This window comes from Pseudomonas luteola NBRC 103146 (assembly GCF_002091675.1).
In the GTDB taxonomy this organism is placed as follows: domain Bacteria; phylum Pseudomonadota; class Gammaproteobacteria; order Pseudomonadales; family Pseudomonadaceae; genus Chryseomonas; species Chryseomonas luteola.
The window spans coordinates 143,967-162,981 of sequence record NZ_BDAE01000007.1; the positions used below are offsets into that span (position 1 = coordinate 143,967).

At 56.4% G+C, this 19,015-nt stretch carries 21 protein-coding genes; 10 read left to right on the plus strand and 11 right to left on the minus strand.

What is annotated here, in order from left to right; genetic code table 11:
* Positions 1 to 52: 52 nt before the first annotated feature.
* Positions 53 to 937 carry a LysR family transcriptional regulator gene (locus PLU01S_RS10760; protein WP_083397954.1) on the minus strand — a complete coding sequence of 295 codons (885 nt, stop codon included), beginning with the start codon at positions 935 to 937 and terminating at the stop codon, positions 53 to 55.
* Positions 938 to 1,041: 104 nt separating this feature from the next.
* On the opposite strand from PLU01S_RS10760, the gene PLU01S_RS10765 reads away from it, so the two are divergent.
* The 8 genes from PLU01S_RS10765 to rpoS all read left to right on the plus strand — a co-directional run bounded on the left by PLU01S_RS10765 (position 1,042) and on the right by rpoS (position 8,182).
* On the plus strand, positions 1,042 to 2,154 hold the full coding sequence (locus PLU01S_RS10765) for an S-(hydroxymethyl)glutathione dehydrogenase/class III alcohol dehydrogenase (RefSeq protein ID WP_074828114.1): 1,113 nt from the start codon (positions 1,042 to 1,044) through the stop codon (positions 2,152 to 2,154).
* A gap of 60 nt (positions 2,155 to 2,214) precedes the next feature.
* Positions 2,215 to 3,066 carry an S-formylglutathione hydrolase gene (gene fghA, locus PLU01S_RS10770; RefSeq protein ID WP_074828124.1) on the plus strand — a complete coding sequence of 284 codons (852 nt, stop codon included), beginning with the start codon at positions 2,215 to 2,217 and terminating at the stop codon, positions 3,064 to 3,066.
* Between the two features lie 84 nt (positions 3,067 to 3,150).
* Entirely contained in the window at positions 3,151 to 3,624 is a 474-nt protein-coding gene (gene ispF / locus PLU01S_RS10775; RefSeq protein ID WP_010797404.1) for a 2-C-methyl-D-erythritol 2,4-cyclodiphosphate synthase, read from the plus strand.
* On the plus strand, positions 3,621 to 4,679 hold the full coding sequence (gene truD / locus PLU01S_RS10780; protein WP_074828125.1) for a tRNA pseudouridine(13) synthase TruD: 1,059 nt from the start codon (positions 3,621 to 3,623) through the stop codon (positions 4,677 to 4,679). The genes ispF and truD overlap by 4 nt, the downstream gene beginning before the upstream one ends.
* Positions 4,667 to 5,416, plus strand: a complete 750-nt coding sequence (surE, locus tag PLU01S_RS10785; protein ID WP_010797406.1) for a 5'/3'-nucleotidase SurE — start codon at positions 4,667 to 4,669, stop codon at positions 5,414 to 5,416. Before truD ends, surE begins: the two co-directional genes overlap by 13 nt.
* A 38-nt stretch (positions 5,417 to 5,454) precedes the next feature.
* Entirely contained in the window at positions 5,455 to 6,090 is a 636-nt protein-coding gene (locus tag PLU01S_RS10790; RefSeq protein WP_162493726.1) for a protein-L-isoaspartate(D-aspartate) O-methyltransferase, read from the plus strand.
* Between the two features lie 160 nt (positions 6,091 to 6,250).
* On the plus strand, positions 6,251 to 7,072 hold the full coding sequence (locus tag PLU01S_RS10795; RefSeq protein WP_083397958.1) for a peptidoglycan DD-metalloendopeptidase family protein: 822 nt from the start codon (positions 6,251 to 6,253) through the stop codon (positions 7,070 to 7,072).
* A 105-nt stretch (positions 7,073 to 7,177) separates the two neighbouring features.
* On the plus strand, positions 7,178 to 8,182 hold the full coding sequence (gene rpoS / locus PLU01S_RS10800; protein WP_074828214.1) for an RNA polymerase sigma factor RpoS: 1,005 nt from the start codon (positions 7,178 to 7,180) through the stop codon (positions 8,180 to 8,182).
* Between the two features lie 252 nt (positions 8,183 to 8,434).
* Here the strand turns inward: rpoS and fdxA are convergent, their stop codons facing one another.
* Entirely contained in the window at positions 8,435 to 8,758 is a 324-nt protein-coding gene (fdxA, locus tag PLU01S_RS10805; RefSeq protein WP_010797412.1) for a ferredoxin FdxA, read from the minus strand.
* A 69-nt stretch (positions 8,759 to 8,827) separates the two neighbouring features.
* Complete coding sequence (mutS, locus tag PLU01S_RS10810; protein WP_139208865.1) at positions 8,828 to 11,392, minus strand: DNA mismatch repair protein MutS; 2,565 nt, start codon at positions 11,390 to 11,392, stop codon at positions 8,828 to 8,830.
* A gap of 274 nt (positions 11,393 to 11,666) precedes the next feature.
* Here mutS and PLU01S_RS10815 point away from each other — a divergent pair, with 274 nt between their 5' ends.
* A complete protein-coding gene (locus PLU01S_RS10815) occupies positions 11,667 to 12,038 on the plus strand; it encodes a YkgJ family cysteine cluster protein (RefSeq protein ID WP_010797414.1) in 372 nt (123 codons plus the stop codon).
* Between the two features lie 12 nt (positions 12,039 to 12,050).
* Here the strand turns inward: PLU01S_RS10815 and PLU01S_RS10820 are convergent, their stop codons facing one another.
* From PLU01S_RS10820 to PLU01S_RS10855, 8 genes are all read right to left on the minus strand, one after another.
* On the minus strand, positions 12,051 to 12,248 hold the full coding sequence (locus PLU01S_RS10820; protein WP_010797415.1) for a hypothetical protein: 198 nt from the start codon (positions 12,246 to 12,248) through the stop codon (positions 12,051 to 12,053).
* A 131-nt stretch (positions 12,249 to 12,379) separates the two neighbouring features.
* Entirely contained in the window at positions 12,380 to 12,616 is a 237-nt protein-coding gene (locus PLU01S_RS10825; protein WP_010797416.1) for a DUF2171 domain-containing protein, read from the minus strand.
* Between the two features lie 238 nt (positions 12,617 to 12,854).
* Entirely contained in the window at positions 12,855 to 13,067 is a 213-nt protein-coding gene (locus PLU01S_RS10830) for a hypothetical protein (protein WP_010797417.1), read from the minus strand.
* A 60-nt stretch (positions 13,068 to 13,127) separates the two neighbouring features.
* Positions 13,128 to 14,114 carry a 2-hydroxyacid dehydrogenase gene (locus PLU01S_RS10835; RefSeq protein WP_074828135.1) on the minus strand — a complete coding sequence of 329 codons (987 nt, stop codon included), beginning with the start codon at positions 14,112 to 14,114 and terminating at the stop codon, positions 13,128 to 13,130.
* A gap of 12 nt (positions 14,115 to 14,126) precedes the next feature.
* Positions 14,127 to 15,431, minus strand: a complete 1,305-nt coding sequence (locus PLU01S_RS10840) for an MFS transporter (protein ID WP_074828137.1) — start codon at positions 15,429 to 15,431, stop codon at positions 14,127 to 14,129.
* A gap of 49 nt (positions 15,432 to 15,480) precedes the next feature.
* Entirely contained in the window at positions 15,481 to 16,410 is a 930-nt protein-coding gene (locus PLU01S_RS10845) for a sugar kinase (protein ID WP_074828141.1), read from the minus strand.
* Entirely contained in the window at positions 16,403 to 17,182 is a 780-nt protein-coding gene (locus PLU01S_RS10850) for a sugar phosphate isomerase/epimerase family protein (protein WP_074828145.1), read from the minus strand. Before PLU01S_RS10850 ends, PLU01S_RS10845 begins: the two co-directional genes overlap by 8 nt.
* A gap of 63 nt (positions 17,183 to 17,245) precedes the next feature.
* Positions 17,246 to 18,274, minus strand: a complete 1,029-nt coding sequence (locus PLU01S_RS10855; RefSeq protein ID WP_074828148.1) for a LacI family DNA-binding transcriptional regulator — start codon at positions 18,272 to 18,274, stop codon at positions 17,246 to 17,248.
* Between the two features lie 201 nt (positions 18,275 to 18,475).
* Between PLU01S_RS10855 and PLU01S_RS10860 the strand changes: the two genes are divergently transcribed.
* Positions 18,476 to 18,952: a CinA family protein gene (locus PLU01S_RS10860; RefSeq protein WP_019364467.1), complete on the plus strand. Its 477-nt coding sequence runs from the start codon at positions 18,476 to 18,478 to the stop codon at positions 18,950 to 18,952.
* Positions 18,953 to 19,015: the final 63 nt, after the last annotated feature.

A 19,015-nucleotide genomic window follows, 5' to 3' on the forward strand; every position in this document is an offset into this window, starting at 1 on the left:
ACGGCGGGTTCCAACCGTTGGACGTATGGCGTCTCTGCTGGCAACTCTCGCGTCAGCTCTGAAGATAGGTGACCAGATTGCTTTTGAGGTAGTCCACCAGTTGCCTGACCTTCGGGGACAAGTGGCGCCGCTGTGGATACAGCGCCCATACGCCTGTGTTGGGCGGTTGCCGGTTTTCCAGCAGGGAGACCAGCTCCCCTCGTGTCAGGTGAGGAGCCACGTAGTAATCCGGCAGCTGGCACAGACCAAATCCTCTGAGTGCCGCATCCAGAACGGCCTGGCCGCTGTTGCAGCGCCAGTTTCCTGCAACCTTGATGGGGATTTCCCGTCCATCTTCCTGAAAGGTCCAAACATCGCTATTACCGATCAGACAGTTATGCCGTGCCAGTTCTGACAGGGCATGGGGAGCGCCGAAGCGCTCGAGATAGCGTGGCGCAGCGCAAAGGTACATGATGCGAGGCGCAAGCTTGGTTGCTATGAGTTGAGAATCGTTTAGCCGGCCCAGGCGGATTGCCAGATCGAAACCTTCCTGCACCAGGTCCAGCGTGCGGTTGGAAAGCTCTATTTCCAGACGTAATTGCGGGTGCAGTGCCATGAAGCTGTTCACTAAGGGGATGATAAAACGCTCCCCGTAGGTCACTGCACATGTCATGCGTAGCAATCCCTTGGGCTCGCTGGACAGATCACTGACGGCCCGAAGTGCTTCCTCGCGGGCGTCCTGCAGGCGTTGGCAATGCTGAAGAAAGGTCTGTCCGGCCTCGGTCAGCACGACACTGCGCGTGCTCCGATAGAACAGGCGTGTCTGTAGACGTTCTTCCAGTCGGGCGATTTGTCGGCTGACATGGGATGAGGAAACACCAAGCCGTTCGGCGGCCAAGCTGAAATGACCTGCTTCAGCAACCGCAACGAACTCATCCAAGCCTTCCCAGGCGCTCATGATTATCCCTGTATGGCAATAATATTTTGCAGTACGTTGGATTATTAACTGAATCAAAGCTCATACACTAGACGTACCGTATCACCAGATGGATGACGACCTCCATGATTAAATCACGCGCTGCTGTTGCTTTTGAGGCTAACAAGCCCCTTGAAATCGTTGAAGTAGATGTTGCCCCGCCTAAAGACGGCGAGGTGCTGGTTCGTATCGTGGCGACAGGTGTCTGCCATACCGATGCCTACACACTGTCCGGCGCTGATCCGGAAGGTATTTTTCCTGCGATCCTTGGGCATGAGGGCGGCGGTATCGTCGAGGCGGTTGGTCCGGGAGTGACGTCCGTTGCCGTAGGTGATCATGTCATTCCGCTGTATACCCCGGAATGTGGCAAGTGCAAGTTTTGCCTGTCCGGCAAGACCAACCTATGCCAAGCCATTCGCGCTACCCAGGGCAAGGGGCTCATGCCGGATGGCACGTCCCGTTTCTCTTATAAAGGCCAGCCGATCTATCACTATATGGGGACTTCCACGTTCTCTGAGTACACGGTATTGCCGGAAATCTCGCTGGCCAAGATTCCCAAGGAAGCGCCTCTGGAGAAAGTCTGCCTGCTCGGCTGTGGTGTTACTACCGGGATCGGTGCAGTACTGAACACTGCCAATGTGGAAGAGGGCGCTACGGTAGCCATCTTCGGTTTGGGTGGTATTGGCCTGTCAGCGGTAATCGGTGCGACTATGGCCAAGGCGGGACGTATCATCGCCATCGACATCAACCCTACCAAGGCTGAAATTGCCAAGCAGCTAGGGGCTACGGATTTCGTCAATCCCAACGACTACGACAAGCCTATCCAGGAAGTGATAGTCGAGCTGACGGATGGCGGCGTGGATTACTCGTTCGAGTGTGTGGGTAACGTGAAGCTTATGCGTGCTGCACTGGAATGCTGCCACAAGGGATGGGGTGAGTCGGTCATTATTGGTGTCGCTGGCGCTGGTCAGGAAATCAGTACACGTCCGTTCCAGCTGGTTACGGGGCGTGTATGGCGGGGCAGTGCATTCGGTGGCGTCAAAGGTCGCACCGAGCTACCGGGCTACGTCGATAAGGCCCAGAAGGGCGAAATTCCGCTGGATACCTTTATTACCCACACCATGGGGCTGGACAAGATCAACGATGCCTTTGATCTGATGCATGAAGGTAAGAGCATTCGTACGGTTATCCACTATTGATCATGCATGGGTCCGGCGTCTTGCAAAGTCGGGCCTGTCTCTGCCCATAAGGAGCTATCCATGAGCAATACGCTGGAATTGGTCTCATGCCAGAAGTCTTTTGGCGGCTGGCACAAGCGCTACAAGCATCGGTCGACGGTTCTGGGCTGTGAGATGACTTTTGCTGTCTATCTGCCTCCTCAAGCCGAGCAGAAAACACAGCTGCCAGCTCTGTACTGGTTGTCAGGATTGACCTGCACCGATGAGAACTTCATGCAGAAGGCTGGCGCGCATCGAGTAGCTGCTGAGTTAGGACTGGTACTCGTAGCACCGGATACCAGCCCTCGTGGTCCGGACGTGCCCGATGATGCTGAAGGTGCCTGGGACTTTGGACTAGGAGCAGGCTTTTATCTAAATGCCACTCGCGAGCCCTGGGCCAAACACTATCGGATGCATGATTACGTTGTGAGGGAGCTGCCTGCTGTCATCGAGGCAAACTTCCCGGTGTCGGAGAAGCGTGGCGTAAGCGGCCACTCGATGGGAGGCCATGGTGCTTTGGTCTGCGCCTTGCGTAATCCCGGTTTCTATCGTTCGGTTTCGGCTTTTTCACCTATCGTAAATCCGATGAATTGTCCTTGGGGACAAAAGGCGTTTTCCAATTATCTGGGGGAAGACCGTTCCACCTGGGCTGAGTGGGATGCCTGTGCACTGATGGAAAAAGCGCAGGAACGACTACCTGTTCTTGTGGATCAAGGGGAGCAGGACAGCTTTCTTTCCGAGCAGCTCAAACCAGAGGCATTGGAGCAGGTAGCTACCCGTGTCGGTCATCCCTTGACCCTGCGTCTGCAGCCTGGTTATGACCATAGTTACTATTTCGTTGCCACCTTTATCGAGGATCATTTGCGTCATCATGCCCGCGCGCTGATCGATTGATCGAACTTGCGTGTTCGGTAACGGCGACGTTTACGGATTACCCCGGTAGAATTGACGCCCTGATCCTTCAGGGCGTTTTTATTTATGCGAATTGGCCACGGCTATGATGTCCATCGTTTCGGTGAAGGTAACTTCATCACGCTGGGCGGTGTACAGATTCCCCACACTTCTGGACTGGTTGCTCACTCGGATGGCGACGTCGTTCTGCATGCCTTGGCAGATGCCCTGCTGGGAGCGGTTGCACTGGGCGATATCGGTAAGCACTTCCCAGATACCGATCCGCAGTTCAAGGGTGCCGATAGCCGAGCATTGCTACGTCATGTGTTGGGTCTGGTCCAGCAAAAGGGCTTCAAGGTTGGTAACGTCGACGCCACGATTATCGCTCAGGCTCCCAAGATGGCCCCTCACATCGATGCCATGCGTCGTGTGATTGCAGAAGATCTGCAGGTTGAGCTTGATCAGGTCAATGTAAAGGCAACCACCACAGAACGCTTGGGATTTGTCGGGCGTGAGGAAGGCATTGCCGTGCATGCAGTAGCGTTGTTGCTTCCGGTATGACTGAAATCGAACTGCTAGGCCCGACGGCTCATGGACCGGCCTGTGGTACCGCTGTATTGAAGGCGACTGCCGAAGACTTTCAGGTGAACGAGGTGCTCGACATTCCCTTGGAAGGCGAGGGTGAACATCTCTGGCTCTGGGTCGAGAAGCGAGGCCTCAACACAGAGGAGGCTGCACGTCGTTTGGCGCGCGCGGCTGGTGTTCCGCTACGGGCCATCAGTTATGCAGGGCTCAAGGATCGACAGGCGCTTACGCGTCAATGGTTCAGCCTGCATCTTCCAGGAAAGACCGACCCTGAGCTCAGCGCTGCTGAAGGCGATGCCCTGTGCATCCTGAAGCGGGCCAGGCACCGCCGTAAGCTTCAGCGCGGCGCTCACGCAGCCAATGGATTCACGCTCAGGCTGACCGAGCTGGCGGCTGACAGGGATAAGCTGGAGGAGCGGCTGAGCAAGATAGCCGCTGAAGGTGTACCGAACTACTTCGGACTGCAACGCTTCGGGTACGAGGGTGGCAACCTGGACGAGGCGCGGCATTTCGCACAGCAGGGCACGCTGCCCGAACAGCGTAATCGCCGTTCCCGCATACTGTCCGCAGCGCGTAGCTACCTGTTCAATCAGGTATTGGCGCAACGTGTTGCCGCCGGAAGCTGGAATGTGGCCAGGGTTGGCGATCTGTTGGCCTTCACTGACAGCCGCAGCTTTTTCCCTGCGGGGGAGGCAGAGTGCTCCGACCCCCGGCTGGCGGCCCTTGACCTTCACCCTACCGGCCCGCTCTGGGGAGAAGGTGACTCACCTGCCGGTGGCGCAGTCCAACAGGAAGAACAGGGTGTAGCCGCCGATGCGGCCGGATTGCCCGCCTGGCTTGCTGATGCGGGGCTTCGGCATGAACGGCGCATTCTTCGCCTCCCTATTAACGGTTTGTCATGGCATTATCCCGAGCCTGACATTCTGCAACTTGATTTCGTCTTGCCGGCTGGCTGCTTTGCTACCGTTGTAGTGCGTGAGCTCGTCTCGCTGGCCACGGCAGGACAGACGGATACTCCATGCGACTTTTGATTGCCAACGATGACGGCGTTCTTTCACCCGGCATTGCTGCCTTGCATGCGGCGCTGGACGACTATGCCGAGTGCACCGTGGTAGCGCCATTGACGGATATGAGTGGAATCAGCAGCGCCTTGACGCTGGATCGTCCCTTGCATCCACAACGGTTGCCTAATGGTTATATCGGTATAAACGGTACGCCTACCGATTGTGTGCATCTGGGCATCAACGGTCTGCTGGAGCATACGCCCGACATGGTCGTATCAGGTATCAACCTGGGCGCCAACCTGGGCGATGACGTTCTATACTCGGGAACGGTGGCAGCGGCACTGGAAGGTCGCTTTCTTGATCGTCCGGCTTTTGCCTTCTCGCTCTTGTCACGGCTTCCGGATAATCTTCCGGCGGCCGCGCAAATCGCCCGGCAGCTGGTCGAGGCCCATACGCAGTTTGATCTACCGCCGCGTACGGTGCTGAATGTCAACATACCCAACCTGCCGCTTGAACATATTAAAGGGGTGCGGCTGACCCGGTTGGGCCATCGTGCACGTGCCAAGCCTCCGGTCAGGGACGTTAATCCCAGGGGTAAGGAAGGGTACTGGATCGCAGTCGCGGGTGATGCTGAAGACAGCGGCCCGGACACGGATTTTCATGCGGTGATGCAAGGTTACGTATCGATTACGCCGCTACAGTTGGATCGGACCTTCCATGAAGGGTTTGCCGGACTGGCTGTTCTAGAGGAGATGTTTCGATGAATCAGGGGCAAGAGCATATGCAGCGTCATGGGATCGGCATGACTTCGCAGCGGACTCGCGAAAGGCTCATTCAAAGGCTTTATGAGGAAGGCCTGTCCAATGCGCAGGTGCTGGAAGTAATTCGACGCACGCCCCGTCATCTGTTTGTCGACGAAGCCTTGGCGCACCGTGCCTATGAAGATACAGCACTGCCCATTGGTCATAACCAGACCATTTCTCAACCGTACATGGTGGCTCGCATGACCGAGCTGCTGCTGGCGGCCGGTCCGCTGGACAAGGTCATGGAGATCGGTACGGGATCCGGCTACCAGACTGCAGTGCTGGCTCAACTGGTTGAACGTGTGTTCTCTGTTGAGCGTATTCAGTCGCTGCAGGACCGAGCCAAAGAGCGCCTGGTCGAACTCAATGTGCGCAACGTCGTATTTCGTTGGGGAGACGGGTGGGAGGGCTGGCCAGCCCTGGCTCCCTATAACGGCATCATCGTAACAGCGGCGGCTCGTGAAGTGCCTCAAGCCTTACTGGATCAGCTGGCACCGGCTGGACGTCTCGTGATTCCGGTAGGCGAGGGCGAAGAGCAGCAATTACTGTTGATCGAACGCCAGGAAGAAGGTTTTTCACGTCAAGTGCTCGATTCTGTGCGCTTTGTTCCACTTCTGAATGGACCGTTGGCCTGATCCCTTCGTCAGGGAACGATAGCATTGGCAATGGTCAATACAGCGGCCAATTCGGCTTGCGTTGACGTACAAGCTTTCTAAGGGGGAAGGAGTGAGGCTTCTTAAGGCCCGGCTGCGAGGGATTCGCAACGGTAGTGGGATCAGCTTGGTAGTGGCTCTGATGCTAAGTCTCGTCTTGTCAGGATGCTCCAGCTCCTCATCCCGAGGCGTGCAGGTCGTTGATCGCTCCGGTGGTTCGGCAAATACATACCGTGTTACAAAAGGACAATATACCGTTCGGCGGGGGGATACCCTTTACGCTATAGCCTCCCGTAATGGATGGGATTGGCGAAGCCTTGCTGCTCATAACGGTATTTCTCCACCGTATGTCATCCATGTTGGCCAGAAGATCAACTTTGGCGGCAGCAGCTCCAGTACGGTCGCAACTACCTCTCGAAGACCCGTACAAACCGTGTCGTCTGCGCCTGTTTCTACCGCTCCGGCTAGTACGAACACGCCTGTGGCTACACCTGCACCCACCTCTCCACCCGTAACGCAGAGCGTTCCGGCTGCGCCTCCGCCGGTAACCGCGCCTCCGGCGACTACACCAACTGTCGAGGTTGCCAAGACTTCTGCAGGCTGGGCCTGGCCTACTAAGGGCACACTGATTTCCCGGTACTCCTCGAACGGCAGTTTGAATAAAGGCATTGATATAGCCGGAGATTTGGGACAGCCTGTTCTGGCGGCTTCCGGTGGAACCGTCGTGTATGCAGGCAATGGGTTAAGGGGTTACGGTGAGCTGATCATCATCAAGCACAACGAAACCTACGTCAGTGCGTACGGTCATAATCGCAGGCTTCTGGTTCGGGAGGGGCAACAGGTCAAGGTCGGGCAAACAATCGCCGAGATGGGTTCTACAGGAACCGACCGGGTGAAGCTGCATTTTGAGATTCGCCGGCAGGGTAAACCCGTAGATCCTCTGCAATATTTGCCAAATCGTTGACTCGTTGTCTGACCCGTTCCAGCGCTAGGGGGACGGGTTCAGGCGTAATCAGGGGGATTGATCACGCCCGGGCTTGTTGTTGAACTCAAGCAAGGGACATTGATCATGGCGCTTAATAAAAAAGAACCCGAGTTTGACATGAGTGACGAAGTGCTCCTGCTGGAAACTTCCGTCTCATTCGAAGAAGGGTCATTTGATGCATCACAGCTACTGGGTGATGCGCCTAAAGCACTTCAATCACGTACGTCCAAGCAAACCAAGCATATCGATTACAACCGGGCGCTCGATGCGACTCAGTTGTATCTCAATGAAATCGGTTTCTCTCCACTGCTTTCTCCTGAGGAAGAGGTTCATTTTGCGCGATTGGCGCAAAAGGGAGGTCCCGCTGGCCGCTGCCGTATGATCGAGAGCAACCTTCGTCTTGTGGTGAAGATTGCTCGCCGTTATGTGAATCGGGGGCTGTCCCTGCTCGATCTGATCGAGGAAGGCAACCTGGGGCTGATTCGCGCGGTAGAAAAATTCGATCCTGAGCGTGGCTTCCGCTTCTCAACCTACGCGACCTGGTGGATCCGACAGACCATCGAGCGTGCCATCATGAACCAGACGAGGACGATTCGTCTGCCCATTCATGTGGTCAAGGAGCTTAATCTGTATTTGCGGGCTGCCCGTGAACTGGCGCAAAAGCTTGATCATGAGCCGTCGCCGGAAGAGATCGCCTGTCTGCTGGAAAAGCCAGTGGAGGAGGTGAAGCGGATGATGGGACTTAATGAGCGGATCAGCTCTGTTGATGTGTCTTTGGGGCCTGATTCAGACAAGACGCTTCTCGATACGCTTACCGACGATAGGCCAAGCGATCCGTGCGAACTATTGCAGGATGACGACCTCAGCCAGAGCATTGACCAATGGCTGTCGGAGTTGACGGACAAGCAGCGTGAGGTAGTTGTCCGGCGTTTTGGCTTGCGCGGGCATGAAAGCTGTACGCTTGAAGAAGTAGGGCAGGAGATCAACCTGACCCGCGAGCGGGTACGGCAGATACAGGTCGAGGCCCTAAAGCGGTTGCGCGAGATTTTTGAGCGTAACGGCTTGTCGAGCGACTCGTTGTTTCAATAAGCCTTCTAATTGGCACTAAAGCCCGACGTTGAGTTGGGCTTTTTTATAGGCGCACGAAAGCCATCGGCAACGTGATAACGAGGTGGCAGAGGTGAGTCACGGGAGGTTCTCTAATGCTCTAGGCAGCGGAGAAAGAGAGCGGGTTGCAAGGTGGTGCGGCAGATGAATAAACAAAGACAAAGGGCGAGTTAACTCGCCCTTTTAGATGCGTGCAACAAATGCAGCGCCTGAACAGCTGGGTTCAAGCCCTGATCAGCGCTCCAGGTACTGCAACTTGTTAGGCTTGCCGTCCCACTCTTCCGCATCGGCCAGCGCTTCTTTCTTCTCGGTGATGTTCGGCCAGACTTCACAGAGATCACGGTTCAACTCTATGAATTCCTGCTGGTTTTCCGGTACCTCATCTTCAGAGAAGATAGCCTGTGCAGGGCATTCCGGCTCGCATAGGGCGCAGTCGATACACTCATCTGGATGAATGACCAGAAAGTTGGGGCCTTCGTAAAAGCAGTCCACCGGGCATACTTCTACACAGTCGGTATATTTGCATTTGATGCAGTTGTCGGTGACAACAAAAGTCATTATTAGAACTCCTCAGGCGGCTAGGCGCGGGATTTTAGCAGTATTAGGCCAATCCCCGTCATCGGGTTGTCAGATACGCTTTTTCCATTCATAGATAAGCTGCAACGCTTTAAGTGGCGTCAGCTCGTCGGGATTCAGTTTTTCCATCTCATCCAACAGCGGATGCGTAGCCGCTGCAAACAGATCGGCCTGCATGGGTTGGGGTGTCTGGCTGATCGTTTTCGGGGCTTCGTGGGACAGACTGGTCTTTTCCAGATGCGCCAGATGCTCACGGGCCCGCTGGATGACCTGACTAGGTACGCCTGCCAGTTGAGCGACCGCAAGGCCGTAGCTCTGGCTGGCCGGGCCGGGCAGAACATGGTGCAGGAAGACAATCCGGTCGTTGTGCTCAGTGGCGTTGAGATGCACGTTGGCTACTACTGGCTCGTTGTCTGGCAGAACCGTAAGCTCGAAGTAGTGTGTTGCAAACAGAGTGTAGGCACGCAGCTTGGCCAGCTGTTCAGCAGCGGCCCAGGCCAATGACAGGCCGTCGAAGGTACTGGTGCCTCGCCCGACTTCATCCATGAGGACCAAGCTATGCTCGCTGGCATTGTGCAGGATGTTGGCGGTTTCACTCATTTCGACCATAAAGGTCGAGCGCCCGCCTGCCAGGTCATCACTTGAGCCAATTCGGGTAAAGATGCGGTCTACCAGGGACAGGCGGCACGCCGCTGCCGGTACGAAGCTACCGATATGTGCCAGGAGAACGATCAGGGCAGTCTGACGCATATAGGTGGATTTACCGCCCATGTTCGGGCCGGTAATGATCAGCATCCGCGTATCGTTATTCAGGTTCAGGTCGTTGGCTACAAACGGGGTATCCAGCACCTGCTCCACAACGGGGTGACGGCCCTGTGATATTTCCAGGCAGGGTTCATCGACAAAACTCGGTCGATTGAGGTCGAGGTTCAGTGCACGTTCGGCCAGGTTGCTCAGTACATCAAGCTCGGCCAAGGCCGCCGCGGTGTCTTGGAGGGGGGCAAGCTGTTCGATGAGGCTATCGATCAAGGCTTCATACAGGACCTTTTCACGGGCCAGTGCACGGCTCTGAGCTGACAAGGCCTTGTCTTCGAACGCTTTCAATTCAGGCGTAATGAAGCGCTCGGCCCCTTTGAGCGTCTGTCGGCGAATATAGTCAGCTGGTGCCTGCTCAGCCTGCATCCGGGGTAGCTCGATAAAGTAGCCATGGACGCGGTTGTAGCCAACTTTCAAGCCGGAAAGGCCGGTACGCGCCTTTTCCCGTGCTTCGAGATCCATCAGAAACTGCCCGGCGTTCTCGCTCAAGGTCTGTAGCTCGTCCAGCTCGGCATCGTAGCCGCGCTTGATGACGCCGCCATCGCGGATGACTGCTGGCGGAGTGTCGACAACAGCGCGAGAAAGCGTATCCGCCAGTTCGGGATAGGTCTGGATGCTTTTGGCCAGGTCGTTGAGATGAGGCGCTACCAGATCCTGCATGCCGCGCTGTAATTCGGGGAGCGCCGAGAGCGCGTCGCGCAGACGGGCCAAATCCCGCGGGCGAGCCGTACGCAGTCCGATTCGGGCCAGAATACGCTCTATGTCGCCGATTTCTTTCAGTTGAGGCTGCAGCTGTTCGAAGCGGTATTGCTCCAACAGGCAGGTAATGGCGTCTTGGCGCGCCTGGATGACGCTGCGGTTGCGCAGGGGGCGGTTGAGCCAGCGAGTCAGAAGGCGGCTACCCATGGCCGTTTGGCAACGATCTACCACCGATTGCAGTGTATTCTCACGGCCGCCGGAGAGATTAGTATCCAGTTCCAGGTTGCGGCGGCTGGCGCCATCCAGAATGACCGTGTCGTCCAGGCGCTCGTGATGCAGGCTGCGCAGGTGATGAAGCGCAGTACGCTGCGTCTCTTTGGCATAGGCCAGCAGGCTACCAGCCGCACCGATGCCCAGTTTGAGCTTGTCACAGCCAAAGCCTTTGAGGTCCTGCGTACCGAATTGCTGGCACAAACTCTTGACGGCCGTGTCGCAGTCGAAGTCCCAGGGTGCCCTACGGCGAAGTCCGCGGCGCTTTTCGATAGGTAGACCCTGCGGCCAGTCATCAGGAATAAGCAGCTCGGCCGGGTTGAGTCGCTCGATTTCGGCCATGAGCGGCTCCCAGCCGGATAGCTCCTGAACAACAAAGCGTCCACTGGTGATGTCCAGGACCGCAAGACCGAACAGTTTGTGATCGCCTAGAATGGCGGCGAGCAGGTTATCGCGTCGCTCATCCAGCAGGGCTTCATCACTGACTGTGCCAGGTGTAAGAATCCTGACGACCTGACGTTCCACAGGGCCTTTGCTGGTAGCCGGATCGCCGATCTGCTCGCAGATGACTACGGACTCACCCAGTTTGACCAGTTTGGCCAGATACCCTTCGGCTGAGTGAAAAGGGATGCCCGCCATGGGGATAGGCTTGCCTGCCGACGCGCCACGGGCAGTCAATGTGATGTCGAGCAGCTTGGACGCCTTTTTGGCATCATCATAAAAAAGCTCGTAAAAATCACCCATGCGATAGAAGAGCAGCTGCTCAGGGTGCTGATGCTTGATCTTCAGGTATTGCTGCATCATCGGCGTATGGTTGGAAAGGCTTTCCATACAGGTCATTCACTCGCGGGGTCGTTTTACAGGGTCGGTAATTCTACCGGATTTGTCGGTATCGTCGGATAAAAAGCACCGGGTAGGAGGCTGTTGAGGCGTTAAACCCAAGCGGTAGCCGGAAGCGGATGATTGATGGGTAAAGGCGCTATAAGCCTATCGTCCAGGAGGCACTAAATTTTCTCTCAGCCCCCCTTCACAACGGCTTTGCCGCGAATAAAATGACGCTTCTCTCGCCGGCATTCGTCCGGTTTTTTCTGGTGTTCTGCCAAACATGTCGACCGATAATCCTTGCCTTAACTGCGGTGCCTGCTGCGCGTTTTTTCGTGTGTCGTTCTACTGGGGTGAGTGCCGGTCCGCCGGTGGTCTGGTGCCGGATGAGTTGACGGTGGGGGTTACTCCTCACCACGTTGCGATGGTAGGTACTGATACCAAACCTGCACGCTGCGTCAGCCTATTGGGCGATGTAGGATGCGGTACGCGTTGCACCATGTATGAGAGCCGACCGAGCCCTTGCCGTGAGTTCGAAGCCTCATGGATCAATGGTGAGCATAACGAGCGGTGCGATGCTGCGCGTGCAGCCTATGGCCTGCCTCCATTAACGCCGCCATTGCAGCCTCATCAGTCGCCTGAGCGGGTGGCCTGATAGCCGGACGTTTCAACAGAGGCGGAAAAAAGCTTCAAGGGGGCTGCAAATGGAAAGGGCGCGGGTAATGATGGCGATGATCAGGCCCAGCATGCCCAATGTGCCTGCCCATAGCAGGGCCAAGCCGACAGGATGCTGATTTCTGGCGAAGCCTGTGATAAGCATGGCTGAAAACAGAATGATGAAAACAAGGGTGGTGTTGTGATTCATGATGATCGTCCGTCGGTGGCGGTCCGAAGTGTATGCCATTCGCCGCTCTAGAGGCGGCCTATCATCATGTTTGGGAAGAAATATCGAGGGGCCGGTATGAGCGGCAATCGCTCATACCGGTAATGACCCGGTCAGGCTGCCTGCCAGGAGCGCTCGGCTTCGTCACGCGTCTTGACCAGTTGAATCTTGCCGCCTTCAACAGACTTCACCCAAGACAGCGGAATATAGTGGTGCTGGCCATTGGCATCCTGATCCTGCTTGGTCAGCTTGATACGATCAGTGCCTTCCAGGTGATCGACTGTGCCAACGTGCTGGCCATCGGATCCTACGATTTCGGCGTGTTCTTTAATGCTGTTTACATCAACCATTTCATGCTCCTGTTGGGACGTGAAAGGGTGAGTTGCCCTCAAGCAACTCGCTTAGGCCCATTCAAGGTGCCTACTCAAGGTCCGACAGGGAGAGGCTTCGCTATGTTTCATGGGTGCGACGAGAGGTCGCAGAGGTTGCCACGCTGTGAAAGTAGGATGACGGTTGCGTGATGAAAGGTGCGTTTCGAATGTAGAAACGCCCGGATGATCCGGGCGTTTGGATGGTCTGGCAGGATATTCAGATGCCTTCATCCCCCTGAAACTCTTCAACGGCGCGAACCACTTTGTCATGGTGGGACTCGCCTGCAGCCTCTGCCAGCTTTTCAATCGCCTGGGCAAGTGCCTCGAAGGCATCACGGTAATAAGCAGGCTGATCTTGATCGGCCGCTTTGCCAGCCTGCATACGGGCTTGCTGGAGCAGTTCGGCAATTTCTTCTTTATTTGCAGCCATGGTGGTTTCCCTCATGTAATCGACAGACATTGGACAGCCGCTCGCGAGGTGGATTCACCTTTACTGGCTACGTCGTTCCCACGCCTCCCGATTGACCAGATCAGGCGGGCGCTTACCTGACAGGGCAGCCAGCAGATTGTCGACCGCGCAGCGTGCCATGCCTTCGCGCGTGCCATGGGTTGCCGAACCGATATGGGGCGTAGCGACCACATTGGGCAGGCTCAGCAGGGGGGAATCTGCCGGAAGCGGCTCCTTTTCGAAGACATCAAGACCGGCACCTTTGAACTGCTGCTTTTGAAGCGCGTCGATCAGGGCCTTCTCATCAACCACCTTGCCACGAGAGATGTTGATGAAAAAGCTTTCCGGTTTTAATAACGCGAACTCCCGCGCCCCGATAAGCCGCGCTGTTTCAGGGCTTAGCGGTACGGTGACACAAATAAAGTCCGCCTCGCTCAGTAGTTGGTCCAGGGAGCGGTATTGTGCGGCGAACTCCCGTTCGATATCCGGCTTGGGTGAGTGGCTGTTGTAGAGGATAGGCATGCCAAAGCCGAAGTGACCGCGACGGGCAATCGCCGATCCGATCCGGCCCATTCCCACTATTCCCAGCGTCTTGCCATGAACATCACTGCCGAAGAGGGGTTCCCCCAGGCTGGCCTGCCAGTCTCCCGCCTTGACATAGTTCGCAAGCTCAACCACACGTCTGGCGGTCGACAGGATCAAGGCGAAAGCTGTGTCAGCAACAGTTTCCGTCAGTACATCTGGAGTGTTGCACAAGAGAATGCCGCGGCGGGTAAGGTAATCGAGGTCATAGTTGTCGTAGCCTACCGATACGCTAGCAATGGCTTCCAGGTGAGGTGCCTTGTCCAGCAGTTCAGCGTTGAGCTTGACGCTGGAACCAATCAGGCCGTGCGCGTCTGGCAAGGCGTCTTCCAGCGGTGCCAGACCATGCGTACCGGTTACATCGACATAGATCAGCTCAGCTGCTTCCTGCAGGCGAGCAGTCAGCGCGGGTGAGAGTTTCTTGTAGGTAATGACACGCTTTTTCATGAGCAGTCCTGTTCAGTGAGAGGTGGCCGTACGCATTGGCTGTGCGTTCTTGGCTGTTTCCTGGCTGGCAGTAGGAGCGGAACGCAGGAGCATGGTCAGCACGGCAGAGACAAGAAGTGCGCTGCCCATGAAGACATAGGACGCAGCAGGGGTACCGGTAACACCGTTCAGATAACCCACGATGTAGGAGCCAACAAAGGAACCCAGTGCTCCCATGCTGTTGATAAGCGCCATGGCCCCACCCGCCACATTGCTAGGCAGGATCTCGGGCACGATGGCGAAGAACGGACCGTAAGGCGCGTACATGCAGGCACCTGCGATAACCAGCAAGGTATAGGACCACCAGAAATGCTGAGTGCCCAGCATGAACGACCCTGCAAAAGCGAGGGAGGCGATCAGCAGGGGAGGCCACACAAAGCGTTTGCGGTTGAGGGTTTTGTCGGACATCCAGGAGACCGCCAGCATGGCAAGGACCGCCATCAGATAAGGCAGAGCGGATAGCCAGCCAGCCTCGACAATATCCAGCTGAGCGGCCTGTTTCAGGATGGACGGCAGCCAGATCACGAAACCATATACGCCAATACTCCAGCAGAAATACTGGGCAGACAGCAGAATGACTTTGGGCGAGCGAAAGGCCTCCCGGTAATTCTTGACGGGTTTCATACCCACTTGTTCAGCCTGAAGCGCGCTCTCGAGGTCCTGCTTTTCCTGAGTGCTCAGCCATTTGGCCTGTGCGGGACGGTCGTCTGCCAGGCGCCACCAGATAAAGGCCCAGATAATGGCGGGAAAGCCCTCGATGATAAACATCCAACGCCAGTTGAGGGTATGCACCAGATAGCCCGAGACGACCGACATCCAAAGAATGGTTGCGGGATTACCCAGGATTAAAAACGTATTGGCCCGGGAGCGCTCCGCACGGGTAAACCAGTGGCAGAGATAAACCAGCATGGCCGGCATGACCGCTGCCTCAACCACGCCCAGGAGGAAGCGAATCGCAATCAGGGCCTGTACGTTTGGAATCACGCCGGTCAATGTGGCACAGCCGCCCCACAGGATCAGGCTCCAGAAGATCAGCTTTTTTACGCTGCGCTTTTCAGCGTATATCGCGCCAGGCACCTGAAAGAAGAAATAGCCAAGAAAGAACAGGGCACCCAGGAGCGACGACATGGCTGGGGTAATGGCCAGGTCATCAGCCATGCCGGAGGCGGCCGCGAATCCATAGTTGGCCCGGTCCAGATAGGCTAGGCTGTAGGTGATAAACACGATGGGCATGATGTACCACCAGCGGCGGGTGGCAATGGAGGAGGTTGCATTCATGACGATATACCTGTGGGCTTATTGTTGTTGTCCATGGGGTGTCCAGGTGTTATGGCAGCTCGTGGCGGTAGGGCAGACCTTCCATATCTCCGATAACCTGTACGGCCTTTGCACCGATCCAGTTACCCCGGGCCACGGCAGCGGAAACATCCAGGCCCTCGAGGCAGGCACTGACAAAACCGGTTGCAAAGCCATCGCCAGCGCCGACAGTATCGACGACGTTTTCCACCGGATAGCCAGAAACGTGACCCTCGCTTTCATGGGTGCGGTAGTAGGAACCCTCCGGTCCCAATTTGATAGCAACCACCTGGGCGCCCTGGTTCAGATAGAAGGCAGCAATGTCTTCGGGAGTGTCATAGCCGGTAAGTAACCTGCCTTCGGCCAAGCCCGGCAGTACCCAGTGGGCCAGACTGGCTAGGCGGTTAATCTCCTCACGCATGCGGGCTTCGCTAGGCCAAAGGGAGGGACGCAGGTTGGGATCAAAGGACACACTACGGCCCTGCTGGCGTGCACTGTTCATCAAGTGGTAGGTCAGTTCGCGAAGCGAATCTGAAAGGGCGGGTGGAATACCCGTCGCATGCACGTGACGAACATCCAGCAGGGCGTCATCGAAGTCATGCTCTATCGATAGATGGCTGGCGGCTGACCCCTTGCGAAAGTACTCCACGATGGGATCACGGCCATCGATTTCCCTCGATTTGAACTGAAAGCCCGTAGTGTGCTTGGGGTCGATGGCAACCCGGCTGCAGTCGACCCCCTCGCGCTCGAGCGTTGCACGAATAAAGCGGCCCAGAGAGTCATCGCCTACCCGTGACAACCATTTCACTTTCAAACCCAGACGGGTCAGGCCAATGGCGACATTGCTGTCAGCCCCGGCGATACGCTTGCCGAAGTGCTCGACGTCGGCCAGGTCACCGGGCTCTTCAGCCACAAACATTGTCATCGTCTCGCCAAAGGCCAGCACGTCGTAATTAGGCATGGTGCATCTCCTGCTGAGTGGTACCAAGACGGCCCAATGCCTCGACATGACGCTGGGTCTCGCGAACCACGTCGCCCTGCAGGGGAAATTCGATGGCGCGTGGCAGTCCTGTCTTGAAATGAGTAAATAGCCGCGCCCAGCGTTTCAGATCCTCGGCTTCAGGGGGCATCGCATGAAGACGGCCGTTGAGCTCGCGAACAGCCTTGCAATGGATGTACTCCACGTAACATCCCAGTAATTGTGCGGCCGTTTCTGGTTGCTCGTTCTGCCAGTGCCAGTTGCCGACATCGAAGGTCATGCCGATAGGCAGTTTCATTCGCTGTACAACATCAAAAAACGTTTGTAAGGCCTTGAGTCGACCCCCTTGCGGAGTCTGGTCATTTTCAATCAGCAGGCGCACTGAGCTGGCGTCCAGCATGTGACCCAATGCTTCCATGTCACAGTAAGGTGTGAAGTGGCCAAGGGAGATCTTGAGCGTATGCGCTCCAAGGCGGGCGGCGCGTACCATCGCAGGCTGTAACTCACGGGTGGGTTGATGCTCGCCTTGTGACCATAGCTCGATGGGGACCGAGTAGACGCATTCCAGTCCCTGTGCAGCTATGCTGTTACCCAGGGCGGATAGTTCAGGTCGCATGTCATCGAACAGTTCGTCACGTATCTCGACGGTACTGGCGCCGGCTCCTGCTATCAGCGGAAGGAAATTTTCCTGACCGCGAGCGCGTACGGCATCAGCACCAAAGGCAGAAGTAGTTACTACGACATCAGGTTTCATAACGCCTCCTGAAACCGGTTTCATTGAAGGTCGAGCACAGTGTGCCGCCCCCACATTGTTGTTTTAACGTCGCGCCGGGGTAGAGCCGCGTACCACCAGTTCGGCCGGTAATGCCAGCGTCCGTGAGCTCGACACATCGCCTCGCAGGCGTTCCAGCAGATACTCCAATGCGGCTACGCCCAGCGCATGGGTTGGTTGAGCAATGGCGGTAATGCCGTCGCCTACCAATGGATACCAGTCAAGATCGTCCAGGGCGATTAGTCCAACCGATTCAAACGTTCTGTAACCTAATTCCCTGAGGCCTTTTGTCACAGCGAGCGCGGCAATGCCGTTCGCCGCCATGATGGCTTTGGGGCCATGATCGGTATCGGAGAGAAAATGCGCGAGCTGCTCAAGTAGCGTAGCGCTGAAACCGGCGGAGGAGCTGACGCGCCCTCGCACACCCGCGCGGGGTGACAGGTAGTGAATGAAGGTTCGGGCGCGCTCTTCTCGTGAACTGGTTCCGTCCAGATCTTCGGTCACCATGAGCAGGTCGCGGTAGCCCCGCTCAAGCAAATGCTCAAGACCCAACCGAATGGCCTGTGTGTTATCCAGCCCAACGAGATCGGCATCCAGACCATCCAGCTTGCGATCAAGCAATACCATGGGCAATTCTCGATGCAGTTGCTGAAGCTCTCGGGGATGGTGACCCAGCGTGTTAACGATCAAGCCTTCCACGTTATAGGACTGAAGCGCATTCAGGTGGCGCTCTTCCTGGAGGTCATCTCGATCAGTGTTACATACGATGAGAGAATAGCCATGCCGACGGCAGGCCGTCTCGACGCCATGCATGACGGCAACGGAATAGGGGTTGAGCATGTCGGCTACCAGCATGCCGATAAGCCGGCTGCGGCCGCGCTTGAGACCTCGCGCCATTTGATTGGGCTGAAAGCCAAGCTTTTCGATCGCCCGTTCGATGCGCAAGGCCAGCGCATCCGATAATAGCTGCCGATCCCCGCTGATGTAGCGAGAAACGCTCGCCTTGGAAACGCCTGCTTCCTGAGCGACCTGATTGATAGTGGCACGCGGCGGACGCATGCTTTGAAGAGGCATATCCAATGGGCCTGCTCCTTAATATTGTGGAGTTCTTGTCTATGGAACGACAGGCTTTGAAACCGGTTTCAGAAAACCATTTTGTTCTGTGGCTTGGCAAGAGTACGCCTGGCTTGAACCGACGAGCGGCAGCCCTCATATAGAAAGCTCATAACCTTGTACAATAAAGGTTTCGCCTCGCCATCTTCTCAGGGCCACACAATGACTATCGATGAGTTATCAGCTGAGCTGGGCAAACGGTTATCGGCATTGAAGGCACAGGTCGTAACTGCCGAGTCCTGCACCGGCGGCGGTATTGCCGAAGCCATTACCCGCGTAGCGGGCAGCTCTGCCTGGTTCGAAGCGGGATTTGTGACGTATTCCAATGCCCAGAAGACGGCCCAGCTGGATGTGCCGGATCACTTGTTCATGGAGGTGGGCGCTGTCAGTCAGGCGGTTGTCGAGGCCATGGTACGTGGGGCGCAGGCACGCAGCGGGGCCCGGTTCGCTGTTGCGGTCAGTGGTATCGCAGGCCCGGGTGGCGGCTCTCCAGAAAAGCCTGTCGGGACGGTCTGGCTGGCGTGGGGAAACGGCTCTGACATCTATAGCGAGAAACATCTTTTTCCTGGCGACAGAGCTGCTGTCAGGGCTCAGACCGTTGTGGCTGCATTGGAAGGATTATTGCGAATTTCGACATGAGAAAATCGCATCGAAAGGTAGCCAGCGAGCCCTTCTTATGCTTTAATACTGTTCACATATACA